Source organism: Nannocystis pusilla, assembly GCF_020073745.1.
Lineage (GTDB): Bacteria > Myxococcota_A > Polyangia > Nannocystales > Nannocystaceae > Nannocystis > Nannocystis radixulma.
Genome location: NZ_JAIRAU010000028.1, coordinates 502,932 through 517,187, shown reverse-complemented (window position 1 = coordinate 517,187; position 14,256 = coordinate 502,932). Strand labels below are relative to the sequence as shown.

General features: G+C 74.4%; 5 protein-coding genes and 1 pseudogene. All 6 read right to left on the bottom strand.

Annotated features, from left to right (window positions below):
* A pseudogene (locus tag K7C98_RS23570) lies at positions 1-2,693 on the bottom strand (hypothetical protein); the annotation flags it as partial.
* Positions 2,694-3,692: 999 nt separating this feature from the next.
* Complete coding sequence (locus K7C98_RS23565) at positions 3,693-4,892, bottom strand: hypothetical protein (protein WP_224193991.1); 1,200 nt, start codon at positions 4,890-4,892, stop codon at positions 3,693-3,695.
* A complete protein-coding gene (locus K7C98_RS23560; RefSeq protein WP_224193990.1) occupies positions 4,882-7,722 on the bottom strand; it encodes a hypothetical protein in 2,841 nt (946 codons plus the stop codon). The genes K7C98_RS23565 and K7C98_RS23560 overlap by 11 nt, the downstream gene beginning before the upstream one ends.
* Positions 7,722-10,916 carry a poly-gamma-glutamate biosynthesis protein PgsC/CapC gene (locus tag K7C98_RS23555; RefSeq protein ID WP_224193989.1) on the bottom strand — a complete coding sequence of 1,065 codons (3,195 nt, stop codon included), beginning with the start codon at positions 10,914-10,916 and terminating at the stop codon, positions 7,722-7,724. Before K7C98_RS23555 ends, K7C98_RS23560 begins: the two co-directional genes overlap by 1 nt.
* A gap of 90 nt (positions 10,917-11,006) precedes the next feature.
* Positions 11,007-12,827 (bottom strand): S53 family peptidase, encoded by a 1,821-nt coding sequence (locus K7C98_RS23550; RefSeq protein ID WP_224193988.1) that lies wholly within the window; start codon positions 12,825-12,827, stop codon positions 11,007-11,009.
* A gap of 208 nt (positions 12,828-13,035) precedes the next feature.
* Positions 13,036-14,163 carry a dienelactone hydrolase family protein gene (locus tag K7C98_RS23545; RefSeq protein WP_224193987.1) on the bottom strand — a complete coding sequence of 376 codons (1,128 nt, stop codon included), beginning with the start codon at positions 14,161-14,163 and terminating at the stop codon, positions 13,036-13,038.
* Positions 14,164-14,256 lie beyond the last annotated feature (93 nt).

Below are 14,256 nucleotides of genomic sequence, written 5' to 3'. Positions count from 1 at the left end.
TCGGGGTCGTCGGGGCGGGCGAGCAGGTCGCGGCTGGTCCGCGCGAGCGCTGCCGTCGGGGAGTCGTCATGGGGGCCGTGCCTGGTGGATGGGCCGGCGGGCGCCCTGGAGACCGGGACGCCGGACATGCTCGAAGGGTCAGGTCCTCGGGGGCCGGCGGCGAGCGCGGGAGCGGGCGGAGACGTGGTCGTGAGGGCATGTCCTTCAGGACCTGTCTCTTCGGAACTGTCCGATTGGGCATGTCCTTCGGTGCCGGTCGTGGCGACCGTCGGGCCGGTCTGCCCGGGCAGGCCGTCGCGCTGGCCGGGGGCGCGCACGGCGGCGGACACGGCGACGCGGGGGCCGCCGGCGGCGACGCGGACCTCGAGGTTGTTGGCGCGGAGGTCGAGGGGGACGAGCACGCTGGTCGGCGGGCCGACGCGCGGGCTGTCGCCGAGGGGGACGGCGGTGCTGTCGGCGGGGCGCAGCTCGACGCTGAATTGTCGGCGCAGGCCGGTGTCTGTCCTGAGGGTCAGGTCGATGCGGGTCGGCGTGTCGGCGTCGAGGGCGCGGATGTCGACGCGGGCGAACGCCGGCTCGCCGGGGAGGATGAAGCGGGCCGCGTGGTCGGGGTCGGCCTGCCACAGGCGCAGCAGGCGGGCGTCGGGGGCGCGCACGGGCGCGGGCGGCAGCGACGACCACACCTCGCCGCCGGCCGGGCCGGCGACGGCGAGCGCGTGCTGCCCGGGCGGCAGGGCCAGCTCGAGCAGCTCGAGCTGCGCCAGCGGCAGGGTGCGCCAGCGGCTGTCGTCGACGCTGACGGTGAGGGAGGCGTCGGTGCGGGTGTACAGGCGGAGGAGGGCGGGGCGCCCCGGGGCCTCGGCGAGCGTCGGGGCCATGACCGTTTGCACATGTCCGTTCGGCCAGGCCCACAGCGACGCGCTGGTCGGCGCGCGCAGCGGGTCGACGGGCAGGCGCTCGATCCACACCAGCGGCGCCGGGCCCTCGTCGCTCGGCAGCAGCGCCGACCAGCGGGTCGCCGTCCAGTGGTCGCGGTAGGCCTCGCGCAGCTCGGAGTCGTAGGGGGCGAGCCGGCGGGCGCGCTCGAGCAGGGCCAGCGCCGGGCTGCCGAGCGGCAGCGCCGGGCCGTCGATCAGGCGCGCGACGGCGGCGAGCGCCCGCGCGGGCGCCTCGGTCGGGCGCGGGCCGAGCAGGCGGCGGGCGAGGCCGACGTCGTCTGTCCCTTCGAGCAGCTCGATGCCGGCGGCGCGGCCGCGGGCGGCGAGGTCGCGGTCGGCGACGGCGTCGGCGGTGCGGGCCAGGGACCAGGCGAGGTCGCGCCGGCGAGCGAGCGGGAGGCCGTCCTGCTGCGCCTGCAGCCAGTCGTGGGTGAGCGCCAGCGCGGGCGCCTTGGGGCGGCGCAGGGCCGGCAGCGGGCGGCCGTCGACGAGCGCGAGCAGGGCGTCGACCAGCGGGGCCCGCGGGGAGCGGGAGCGGGCCAGGGCGCGGTGACCCTGGCGGATCAGGTCGTCGGCGCCCTCGCGGCGGAGGGCGGTGGCGACGCGCTCGAGCGAGCGGCCGGCGCGGACCTGCAGCAGCGCGGCGTCGCCGTCGACGTGCAGGCGGTAGGTGTGCCGGCCGGGCGCGAGCGGGACGGCGAGGTCGCGCTCGGGGCCGCCCTGGCGGCACTCGAGGGCGTCGGGCTGGCACACGACCTCGGGGGCGAGGCGCTCGCGGGCGAGCCGGCGGCCGGCGGCGCTGACGGAGATCCTGGCCTTCGGGTCCTGTCCCAGGAGCCTGGCGGAGATCCACGCCACGCCCGGGCCGGTCAGCTCGAGGTCCCAGCCGCGGCCGCCGGGGCTGCGCTGGAACGTGCGGCCGTCGACGTCGACCGCGGAGGTGCCGGGCAGCGGGTGCTGGCTGGTCGCCAGCGCGAAGGCCGGGCGACCGGGCGGGCGCAGGGCGGAGATCCGCTGGACCGCGGCGGCGGCGCGCCACGCCTGCACGGCTTTCTGCAAGGACATGTCCTCGGGGTCAGATTTGCGGAAGGCGGCGGCGACGGCGGCGTCGGCCAGCAGCTCGCGCCGCAGGGCCGCGAAGTCGGGCCGGTCGGGCAGCGGCGGGGGGTCGCCGCCGCGGTCGATCCACTCGAGCACGGCGCCGGCGACGTGCTCCCAGATCAGCTCGCCGGCGCGCGGGGCCGGGGCCAGGGCGGTGATCCGCGTCGGCTCGGGGGCGCTGATCAGCCAGTCGCCGGGGGCGCCGGGTGGGTGTTCTAAAAGCCATGTCCCCGGGGACACCTCGATCGCCGGCTCGAGCACGGCCGCGCGGCCCCGGTCGGGGCCGCCCGAGCGGCGCCAGAAGCGCAGCGGGGCCGCTCGCCCGCCGCCGCGGGCCGGCTCGGCGCGGACCTGCAGCGGCGCGAGGGCGGGGATCTTGACCACCGCGCCGGCCTCGGGCCCGACCACGGCGCTGTGCACCGGCTCGGTCCCGGGACCGGGCGTCGCGGTCCACGGGGCGGGGCCCGCGGGCCACGGGGCGGAGCCCGCGGGCAGCGCCACCGGCACGACCTCGACCGGGCGCCAGTCGACGGCGGAGCGCAGGTCCGGATCGGCGAGCGGCGCGGCGGCGCGGCCCGGGCGGGCGCTGGCGCCGTGAGGGACGAGCGCGACGGCGGCGAGGAGCCACAAGGCGATGTGGAGGCGGGTGGACACGGCGGTGCTCCTGGAGGGGAGGGGCCCAGAGCGACACGGAGGGGCGAATGCGAAGATGGCGGGAGGGACAGGTGCGCGCGGGCGGGCGAGCGAGCGATCGGAGGGTGATGGCGGGGAGGAAAGGTCAGGGCGCGCGGAGGACGCGGAGCGGGACGAATGGAGGGTGGATGGCCGGAGGGCAATGTCGTAAAGGACGTGTCATGGCGAGCCGGGGGCGGTGTCGACGGGAGAACCGGCGCGCGCGGGGATGAACGAATGTCGTGAGAATCAGGTCGGCGCGGACGGACGAATGGCCAGAGGGGCGGACGCAGGGAGATCTGGCGGCGCGCGGGGTTGGGCGAATGTCGGGACGGACAGGTCAGGGGCGCACGGGAATTTTGGGCGGGGAATCGTGGGGGCGGGCGGCGCGCGGATTGTGCGGGGCGGTGCGCAGCCGATGTGCGAGCGAGGGACGGGTCGAAGTTGGCGAGCGAATGTGCGGAGGCGGGGAACGCCGGGGAGCTGGAAGTGAAGGCCCGGTCGGGGTCGCGGGCACAGGTTCGACGCGAAGGACAGGTTAGAGCGGGCGGACGGGTGAATGTGCGGAGGAGGCGCGGGGCAGGCAGAGGTTCGAAACGAGGGGCAGGTCGGAGCGGGCGGGCGGCAAATGTGCGGAGGGGGCGCGGGGCGGGCAGAGGTTCGAAGCGGGAGGCGAATGTGCGGAGGGGGCGCGGGGCGGGCAGAGGTTCGAAGCGAGGGGCAGGTCGGAGCGGGCGGGGGGCAAATGGGCGGAGGGGGCGCGGGGCGGGGAGAGGTTGGAGGCGAGGGGCAGGTCGGAGCGGGCGGGCGGCGAATGTGTGGAGGGAATTGGGGCGGCGGCGCGCAGGCAGAGGTTCGAGGCGACGACTGGGACGGGCGGACGTGCGGAGGAGAATGTCGGCAACGCGCGCTGGCAGGTGAGCGGACGGGCGGGCGTATCGATTGGAGAAATGTCCGAAGGGAAATGTCTTGGAGGACAGGTCAGAGCGGGCGAGCGGGTGGGGTGAGCGACAGCGACTCCTCGGGGTCGCGGAGGTCGGGGCGGAGCGCGTCGGCCAGGCTGGCGAGGGCCCGGGCGTCGCGCTGGATCCGCCGGCGCAGCTCGTGCGACAGCTCGAGGTGGACGAAGCGGGCCGCGCCGCCGCGGGCGCGGACCAGCCGGCCCTGGGCGTTGCTGGTGGCGCCGAGGCGGGTGCGGTCCTCGGGGAACAGGGCGACGTCGATGCCGAGAGCGCCGCGCAGGCGGTCGGCGACCTCGCGGGTGCGCGCGGTGGCGGCGACGCGGTCGCCGGCGCTGACGACCGCGGCGGGGCCGAGCGGGTCGTCGTCCTCGCTGAAGCCGTGGATCTGCACGACCTCGGCGCGCGGCAGGACGTCGAGCGCGGCGGCGGTGGCGACCGAGAACAGATGATCGGGGTTGTGACAGGGGTCGGCCGGGGCGGCGTCGCGCTCGCGGCGTTCGCCGTCGGTGTCGAGGTAGCGGTGGACGGTGTTGACGAACAGGGCGCGCGGCCAGCCGCTGCCGCGCAGGGCCAGGGCGAGGGCGATCCGCTCGGTGCCGAGGTCGTGGAAGGCGTGCGGGGCCTGGAGGATGACCGGGCGAGCGGCGGTCGCGTCGGCCTCGACGCGCACGAGGTAGGCGCCGCCGCCGGTCTGGTGGGTCCGCGGCTCGACGAGGGCGAGCAGGCGCTGGCCGGAGACGTACCAGGCGTGCACCTCGTAGCCGGCGGCCCACGCGAGGTCGCCGAGGGCCTCGGGCTCGGGCGTGGGCGTGGCCAGCAGGCCGCGCATCAGCGCCTCGAAGGCGGCCACCCGCTCGGGCGTCGGCGGGATGTAGAAGGGCGGCGGCGGCTCGGTCCACAGCCGGTGTCGGAGCTCGGTCGGGTCGATCATGGTGAAGGCGTCGAGCGGCGCGGCGGGCGGCCGCGGGCGCTCGCTGGTCAGCGCGGCGGAGGCGGGCTGGTCTTCGGGACCTGACCATGGGGGCATGTCCCATCGGTCCGATTGGGTCGAGCGCGCGACGGCGGGGCGGCCCGCGTCGGTGTCGCGCTCCTGCTGGTCGCCGCAGCGGCAGGCGCGGCCCTGGCAGCCGACGGCGAGCAGCAGCAGCGCGCCCCAGCGGGCCCGGGTGAGCGATCGGGCATGTCCGGACGGACATGACGTGCGGAGGTCAGTCGTCATGGCTGAGCTCGAGGTCGCGGCCGGCGCTGCGGCTCTTCGGGGCCTCGCGGAACAGCCGCAGCCACACGGGCGAGCCGCTCTCGCGGTGGAAGGTGACGCTGTGGCGCCCGGGCGCGAGGTCGTCGCCGAGGCGGATGGTGAAGGTGGTCCGCTGGGCCCGGACGGGGGTGTCGCGGTCGGTCCGCAGCAGCTCGGCGGAGGAGTCGGGGATCAGCACGACCGAGTGCTCGGCCTGCGAGATGTTGACGCCGCGGGCGCTGTGGCGCTTGGGGGCGCCGCCGTCGATCGCGATCTTGAGCGAGGTCGCGGTGGTCGGGGCGCCCTCGAGCCAGTAGACGACGACGTGCAGGGCCTCGACGGCGCCGGCGCGCTTGGGCACGTCGACCGTCAGCGGGCCGTCGGCGAGGCGGTAGATCTGGCGCGCGGTGTAGATCGGCGCGCCGGAGAGGGTGGGTCGGTTGACGATGATGCGCACGGATTCGGGTCCTGATGACCAAATGAGGGACAAGAGCCCGCCCTTGGGCCGCTTGAGCCGGCGGGTCTCGGCGCGGGCGGTGATCAGCCAGTCGCTGTCGGTGTCGTTGATCTGCATGTCGATGTTCTGGCCGAGCGCCCGCACGCCGCCGCCGATCGCGTGGTAGCGCATGCGGGTCGGGCGGGCGTAGCCGTGGCGGAGGTCGATGCGCTCGAGCGTGTTCGGGCGCAGCACCGAGACGTCGCCGGGGCCCCAGCTGGCGATGACCTCGGCGCGGCGCGAGGGCGGCACGAGCTCGAGGATGTCGAGGCGCTGGGCCCCGCCCCGCGGCTTGGTGGTCACCCACGGGCCCTCGGTGGTCGGCCGCGGCGGCTCGTACTCGCGGCGGATCTGGGCCTGCAGCGGCATCACCTGGCCGGCGGCGCGGCGCAGCGCGTGGTCCTCGGCGCGCAGCGGGAACCACCGGTCGCGCCGGCGCGGGGCGTAGCGCCAGCGCTCGTCGTCGATGACGACCTGGTCGTAAGGCCAGACCCACGGCGAGCCGCCGACCTCGTCGGCCGGGGGCGGCAGCACGGTGCGGACGTCGAGCAGGGCGGACGCGTCGCCGGCGATCTGCAGGCGCACGGCCTCGGGCGGGGCGATCAGGCGCAGGGCGACCGGCTCGCTGACGGGCCGCTCGGCCAGCGCCAGGCCGAGCGCCGGCAGCAGCGACGGGGGCTGGCCGTCCTCCTCGTCGCCGCCGCCGGCGGACTCGGCGAAGAACGACGACGGCTGGCGCACCCGCTCGAACTGCGACAGGTTGAGCGGCTCGGCCATCAGCTCCTCGCCGGCGATCACCTGGCCGCGGGCGTCGAGGAACTCGAGGCCGAGGCGGACCGGCGTGACGGCGCCGAACGAGCGCACGTCGAAGCGCAGGGTGCGGGTGTAGATGTCCTTCGGGCCGGTCAGGTTGAACGCAAGCGGGGCGATGTCGGGGCCGATCCGGTAGAGCGGGAGGGTCCGCAGGTCGACCGGGATGAGCGCGCTCGGGGGCGGGGGCGGGGTCGTCAGCGTGCAGGCGGCGCGGTGGGTCAGGCGGGCGCCGGCGCAGCCGGAGCGCTCGGTCTCGGCGGGCAGGCGCAGGGCGGCGAAGGTCGACTCGCGCGCGGTCTCGAAGCCGGCCTCGTCGGCGGTCGGGTGGCGCGCGCCGTCGGTGGCGACGACCTGGACGTCGGCCGCGCCGACGGCGGTCGACAGCTCGAGCGTGGTCCAGCCGGCGGTCAGCGGGATGGCCTGCTCCTGCCACGCGTCGGTGATCGGGATCGACAGCAGCGACACCGGCGGGGCCGCGGGCGGCGGCTCGGGGCCGGCGGGGAACGGGCCCAGCCAGCGCGTGCGCACGGCTATCTCTTGAGGCATGTCCGTCGAGACAGTCGCGGTGCCGCGCGTGCGCACGGTGGCGACGCCGGGTCCGAGCAGGTGGACGAGCGCCGACTGACCGGGCGCGATCGCCAGCGCCGGAGCCTCGGGCGGCGGGGGAGCGGGCGGCGGCCCGGCGGCGACGTAGACGCTCTCGCCGCGGTAGTCGACGCCGGCGCGGCCCTCGGCGGGCATGCGCTCCCACGCCTCGGCCTCGGCGTGGGCGCGGTGGGCCTCGCGCAGCGCGTGCCACGGGAGGAAGGTCGAGGCGGCCAGCCGGGCCTTGCCGAGCGCGGCCTGGGTGGCGCTGCGGCGCAGGCTCTCGCCGGCGAGGCCGAGGTCGACGCGCCGGTGGACGCGGACGAGCGCGCTCGGGTTGTTGAAGGGGACGACGATCTTGTTGCCGTCGGGGCCGAGGATGCCTGTCTCTTCGGACAGCCGCAGCTCGATCGTCGAGCCCGGCGGGCAGCTCGGCAGCGCCAGCTCGAGGCCGGCGCTGTCGGACAGCTCGTAGCGGTGATCGGCGGCGAACGCGGCCTCGTAGATCCAGCCGCCCTCGCTGTAGCCGGCCTTGGTCTGATCGGTCCGATCGGACAGGTGACGCCGCCACAGCACCTCGCCGTCGGGGGCGCGCAGGGTCGCCTCGATGCCGAACGCGTAGCGGCGGGAGGCCACGTAGGTCTGGCCGCTCGGCAGCACCAGGTGGGCGCTGACGCGGAGCAGCTCGGGGCCGCCGGGCAGGCGGAAGCGCGGCCCGTGCTCCGGGGTCAGGACGTAGGCGATCATGCGCTCGCTGGTGGCGGTGAGCATGTCGTCGGCGGCCTCGTCCTCGACCGCCGCGGGCCCGCGGGTGGCCAGCAGGACGGCGGCGAGGATCGCCACGAGGGTCGGCAGGGCGAAGCGGCGGCTGGCCTGCGTCGCGCCGCGGCGCCACTGCGTGTCCGATGCGGGCAGCATCACCGCTCCTCCCCGTCGACGAGGAGGGTCCGGTTGCGCCGCCACAGCGCGGGGCCGACGGCGCGGATCTTGCTCGCCACGACGGTCCGCCCGGGCAGCGCGGGGCCGAGCCAGACGATCGCGCAGCGGCGGTCGGCGCCGGTCTCGCACAGCGAGAGGAACCCGCGCCCGGTGGTCCGCCCGAGCCCGGCCTGCAGCCGCAGCCCCGGCTCGGCCAGCACGAGGCGCAGCCAGTGGAGGTTGTTCGACTCGGCGTAGGCCTCGACCTGCGCCAGCGCGGTCATGAAGTCGGTGCCCGCGACGGTGGCGGTGACGGTGCCCGGCTTGCCGCGGCCCTCGGGCTCCTTGGCCTCGCTCGCGCGGGCCGGGCGGCGGGCCGGCGGCTCCTCCTTGGCTGTCCCTTTGGACATGGCCGTACGGACATCGATGACGCCGGGCGCGGCGCCGCCGAGCGCCATCGCGGCCTCGTCGCGGACCCACGCCGCGCAGCCGCGGCCGGTCGGCACCAGGTCGAGCGCCGACAGGCGGCGGAGGTCGAGGCACGGGTCGCCGACGGCGTAGACGCGGCGCAGCGCCGGCGGGAACCACAAGATCGCGGCGGCGTCGTCGGTGAAGGCGGCCGAGAAGGCGATCAGGGCGTCGCGCACGCCGACCAGCGCGGCCAGCTCGGGGGCGTCCTCGAGCAGGCGCCAGCGCGGCACGAACGCGAGCGGGCCGGACATGGTGAGCATGTCCGAAAGGACAGGCGGAAGCTCGCCGACGCCGGCGCGCGGGCGGCCGATCGCCAGCGCGTCCGCGGGCGCGCCGGGGCGGGCCCCGAGGCCGCGGATCTGCACGATCGTGCGCGGGGCGCCGGCCTCGTCGGACGACAGCGCCTGGTGCAGCGCCTGCGCCGGGGTGAACGCCGAGGTGCCGGCGCCCGAGCGGCTGATGGCGATCAGGAGCGCGCGCCCGCTGGCGGCGCTGAACAGCTCGGCGGCGAGGCGCCAGGTGCCGGCCTCCTCGGGCACGCGGATCGCCTCGATCACGAGCTTGGAGGGGCCTGTCCCGAGGACCAGGATCTCGCCGTTGGCCACGAGCGCGCGGCAGGGCCGGCGCGAGCCGCAGTCGCGCAGCTGCCACACCTCGGCGTCGACCAGGCGGGCGAAGCGGGCCGCGAGCGCGCGGTCCTCGGTGAAGCCGTGGATCAGCGGCTCGGCGACGTGGCGCTCGAGGAAGGTCAGCTCGGCGACCGAGGGCGCGGCCAGGCCGCTGTCGGGCCGCTCGCTCCAGGCCCGCACCTGCTCGGCGAGCCACGGCATGAGCGCGGGGGCGGTGCGGATCTCGGGGGCGTCGCGCAGCAGGCTGGCGCGCATCGTCTCGGGGTGCATGCGCACGACGGCGCGGCGGCCCTCGCCCCACGCGGGGCCGAGCGGCAGCGGCGGGGCGCCCTCGGCGGCGGCCATGGCCGGCAGGACGGCGCCGCCGCGCGGGGCGCTCGACTGCAGCGCGGCCATGCCGAGGGGGGCGCCCGGCTCGAGGTGGACGAGCGGCTGCCCGGGCGGGGCGTCGAAGTCGGCGCGCAGCTCGACCGCGCCTTCGGGGGCGAGGCGCGCCAGCGCGGCCGAGAAGGTCGTGTCGATCACGCCGGGCACCTGGTCGCGCCCGGCGACCAGCACCAGGCGGCACGACAGCGCGGCGCACAGGGGACCGGCGGCCTCGGCCGCGGGGGCCTCGGCGGCCGGGCGGGGGACGACGATCGCCGGGCCGCTGGCCCCGGGCACCACCAGCGCCGAGGGCCAGCTGGTGTGCACGACGCCGCGCTCGATCGGTGAGATGGCGTAAGAGACATGATGGAAGAGACCGGTCGGAGCGCTCATCGCGTGGATGCCGAGGTCGGCGCGCGCGGCCGCGTCGCGAGCGGTCGCGGCGGCGTCGTCGGTCGGCGCGGCGATCCATGCCGCCAGCGCCGACCAGGCCTCAGCGTGGGCGATGAGCGCGGCCGCCGGCGGCGCTTCGAGGCGCGGCGGGGCGAGTTCGGCGCGCACGTGGGCCAGCGCGAGCGCGCCCGCCTCGCTGCGCAGCAGGCGATCGCTGGTGTTGCGCGGGTTGAAGGCGGGCACCGGGGTCGGCACCGGGGCGGCGACGTCGAGGCCGAGCCCGAGCGCGCTGCCGATGAGCCACCCGGCGAACGCGGTGCTGATGGTGGGCAGCAGCACCCGCCGCGTCGCCTTCTTCGGCAGCATGCGGATCGCCAGCAGGGTCGACAGCAGGTAGCCGAAGCCGAACAGCTCGCGGGCGCGCACGCCGGGGAAGGTGACGCTGACGACCAGCGACAGGAGCCACTTGAGCGCGACGCTGAGGCTGAACACCACCGCCAGCTTGCGCGGGCCCTCGAGGTTGTAGCGGCGCAGCGGCGAGTAGCGCAGCAGCAGCTTGGTGATGCCCCACAGGATGCAGGCCTCGGCCAGGGTCACGCTCATCTCGAGCGGGGTGAACCACAGCAGGCCGAGCAGCGCGGGCACGAGGATGCCGCCGAAGTCCCAGCCGAAGCGGAGGTTGAAGCGGGCGGCCAGCGTGGCGGTGGTCAGCAGCAGCACGTAGGCGCGGGCGTGGCCGAGGAAGTCGATCGCCGAGTCCTCGTAGAGCAGCTCGAACGACGACAGCGACAGGTTGGTCAGCGGCAGCAGGACCAGCTCGAGGATCGCGTAGGTCAGGCCGACGACGACCGCGAGCGGGCCGAGGCCGCGCACCAGGCCCGGCTTCCACAGCATGTTGGCGGTCAGCGGCACCAGCACCAGGCCGATGCTGTAGAACTCGCGCACCGGCGGCAGCTCGGTGCCCAGCTGGACCTCGAGCCAGGCGGACAGCGCCGGCAAGATCCACAGCTGGTCGTGCTGGCGGACGAGCACGCTGGCGAGGACGATCACGAAGAAGCGGTCGCGGCCGAAGAACGGGGCCCACACGCCGGTCGGCGCCAGCGCGTAGGCGAGGCCGCGGGCCAGCAGGTAGGTGACGATCGCCTCGAGCACGATCACCGCGGCGGTGGTCGGCTGCAGCGCCAGCACCGAGGCGAGGTAGCCGGGCACGACGAGGCCGACGAACACCCAGCCGAATGTCTCGGTGAAGAACAGGGCGACGTAGACCCCGACCAGGACCGGGATGAGGATCGATTGGTCGAGCCCGCCGTGCGGGAGCACTTCGAAGGGTGTCATCACGCGCCTCCCCGGGGTCCACGTTCCACAAGACAGGCCGAAGTCGACCTGCCTCAGCGCTGGGCGCGGGCGTAGGGCCCGCGCGGGGGCTCACGGGATTGTCGCGGCGAGGGCGGCGATATCGGGTGCGCCGAGGCCGGTCGGGTAGTCCCAACCGACGCCCGCCGAGTGGTACGGGGTGGCGCCCTTGGTGATGTCGCGGAAGGTCGCGCGGGTCGGCCCGTGGAGGTAGATGACCGGGTTGAGGTAGCCGACGCGCGGCTTGCCGTGGGCCTTGCGGTAGCTGTTGACCACCGCGACCATGCCGGCGAACGCGGGCGAGGCGAACGAGGTGCCGCCGTAGGCCTCCCACTTCTTCCAGCGCCGCATCCACATCGGGTTCTCCGGCGAGGACGACAGCGCCAGGTCGCACATGGCGCGCGTCTCGCTGTCGACGTCGGCCTCCTGCCAGTAGGGCGGCGCGAACGACTTGGAATTGCCCGAGCCCGACATCGACCAGGCCCGCTCCGACGAGATGACGCCGGTCGGCGTGGCGACGAGGTTGGTGCCGCCGACGCAGGTGACGTACGGGCTGCTGCACGGGGTGTCGGGGTTGGCGGAGTCGCCGCTGGCCGACAGCAGCGTCATGCCGATCGCGGCCCCCATCAGCGCCGATTCGTCGTACTGGTGGCGCAGGGTCTTGGCCTCGGCGTCCTCGCGGTGGGCGAAGCTCGTGGTCACCACGTCGGCCTTGTTGTCGCCGATGGCCTCGTTCCAGGCGAACAGCAGCGCGGTGTTGCGGGCGTCGGGGCCCTCGTAGACGAACACGTCGGCGCCGGGGCCGAGCGAGGACGACCACTGGGTGTCGAGCGAGGTCTCGGTGATGCGCTCGAACACCGGCTCCATCAGGGCCACGCGGGTCGGCAGCTCGCGCTCGATGCCGAACGACTTCCAGAAGATCTGCAGGTCGATCGTGTGGTAGGTGCCGGCCCCGACCACGCCGATCGCCGAGCCCGTGCCGTCGTAGCCGTCGGCGAACAGCTTGTTCATGTTGTAGGCGCCGTAGAACGCCGGCGGGCCGTGGGCGTCGTCGCCCGGGTAGTCCTCGACGACGTCGCCGACCTCCTTCGTCAGCGTGCCGGTCTCGGCCGGCAGGTCGGCGGTCGCCAGGCCATGGGTCCGCTCGGCGACGAAGATCGGCAGGGTGAAGCTCTCGAGCGTGCAGTAGACCGGGAACGGGTCGCCGCTGTGCAGCGGGTTCTTGCGCATGCAGATGTGCAGCTCGGTGTCGAAGGTCTCGTTGAAGTCCTTGACGCTGCCGCTGAAGTGCACGAGCAGGCGGTTCTTGGCCTCGTAATTGATGGTGAAGCCGCGCGACTTGAGCCACGCCTTGACGATGTCGACGTCCTTGGTGCGCGGGGCGTGGTCGGCCATCCACTCGTCGACGGTGAGGTAGTCGCGGAAGCTCGGGCTGTCGGGGTCGTACATCGCCGCGACCCGCTCCTCCAGCAATTCGCGCTGGCGGTTGGGGAAGCCCATCAGCGAGCGGAAGCCGTTGTCGAGCGGCGCCGGGCCCAGGTCGTCGTAGACGCCGGGTAAGGGGCTCGGGAGGCCGTCGGGCTTGTTGGTCGGCTCGTGCTCCTCCGGCGGGATGTCGCATAGAGGATCGGTGGCGCACGGCCCGACCGGGTCGTCCGCGCCGGTGGTCTCCCAGCCGGTCAGGTTATCGCCGCCGGAGCCCGACACGCCCGAATTGGTGGTCGTCGGTACGCCCTCGCTCGCGCCGGTGCCCGGGAGCGCCGAATCGGTGGTGCCGCTGCCTCCCTCGGTCGCGCTCGAGACCCCGATATCCTCGCTCGGACAGGCGCCGACGCAGGTCAGAAGCGCCGCCCAGGACGCAATCCTACGAGTATACGCAACCGTGCCTTCCACTCTCGATGGCATACAATGCCCCCCCTGTAACGCCTCCGAGCGTAGGAAAGGCCGCCGACGCGACAAGCAACCTGCGTCACGTCGGCGGCCCAGTGTGCGGCGGACCGGCTTTGATCCGGTTCCGTCGGGCATTGATGGTCTATTGATTCATCTGGCACAAAGGACAGGTGTACGGTGCGCGTGAGGCGCTCACGCCGAGCGAATGCGCTCAGTTCAAGTGGGTGTAGAGCTGCTGCAGCGCGAGCTTGCGCGCGTGCGCGGCCGCGCTCGGGTTGCCGGGCTCGTTGATCTCCTTCTCGTCGGAGTCGAAGCCGTGGCCGGCGTCGGGGTACACCTCGATGTGATAGTTGTCGTCGACGCCGCGCTCGGCGGCGACCTGCGCGGACTGGATCTCGCGCTCGCCGGTGGCGTCCTTCACCGAGCTGTCGACGGTGCAGATCCGGGCCAGGTCGTCCTTCGAGGCGTGGAGGACGTAGAGGTCGGAGCTCGGGAAGTACTTGTTGCGGATGTCGGCGCCGTCGTCGGTCTCGCGCGGCAGGAAGCCGTCGGTCCCGCAGCCCGGGTAATAGGCGATGCCGACCTTGAAGCGCGGCGGCTTGCCGGGGAGGTCCGGCATCTCGAAGTCGATCTCCTCGCGGTCGGGCGAATGCTTGCGGTAGTGATCGAGCGCGTGGTCCATCTGCCAGTGGAGCGCCAGCATCGCCATCGTCGCGCCGTGCGAGAAGCCCATCACGCCCATGCGGTCGCAATCGACCTCGTCCATCTCGCACAGGTAACGCGCGGCGACGTCCATGTCGTAGAGGCGGCTCAGGATCGCCTCGGGGCGCTCGTCGAACGTGTCCGGGATGCGCTCCTTGTCGACGTGCATGTCGCAGAAGCCGCGCGCGGAGTAGCTCGAGGGCATGAGCACGACGTAACCGCGCTGCGCCAGCTCCTCGCCCCACCGCTCGTACTGGTCCTCGAGCTGCGGGCTGCACGGGTCCTGGCTCATCTGCTTCTGCTTCTTGCCCGGCATCTTCGTCAGGCCGCCCGAGCCGTGCATCATCAGCACCGCGGGGGCGCGCCCGGCGGTCTTCGCCAGCTTCGGCTTGAACACCTTGGCCGGGATCGTCAGGCGCTGGCCGTGGCGCGCCGAGGGCAGGCGCACGTCGCTCGTCTCGACCTCCAGGAGGTCCTCGCCGCCGGCGGCGTCCTCGCCGTCGATCTCGACGACGCGGTCGGTGTCGTCGATTTCGTCGTTTTGCGAGTCGTCTGATCCGTACGCCGTATTAACACCCGTCATGGCGAGCCCAAGCGTGAACGAAGCGGCGATGGTGAGGAGTTTCGCGGTTTTCATTCGAGCACCTCTGCCGTCAAGATTTCGTCAACATCAAGAACATGTCAACGCGGCGAGGCGCCCGCTGCGGACTCAGCTGTTTGGGCGGGCAAT

What these genes read in the sequence shown, in the direction of transcription:
- K7C98_RS23565 (WP_224193991.1), bottom strand. Translation starts at nt 4,892, where the DNA reads ATGACGACTGACCTCCGCACGTCATGTCCGTCCGGACATGCCCGATCG.
- K7C98_RS23560 (WP_224193990.1), bottom strand. Translation starts at nt 7,722, where the DNA reads ATGCTGCCCGCATCGGACACGCAGTGGCGCCGCGGCGCGACGCAGGCC.
- K7C98_RS23555 (WP_224193989.1), bottom strand. Translation starts at nt 10,916, where the DNA reads ATGACACCCTTCGAAGTGCTCCCGCACGGCGGGCTCGACCAATCGATC.
- K7C98_RS23545 (WP_224193987.1), bottom strand. Translation starts at nt 14,163, where the DNA reads ATGAAAACCGCGAAACTCCTCACCATCGCCGCTTCGTTCACGCTTGGG.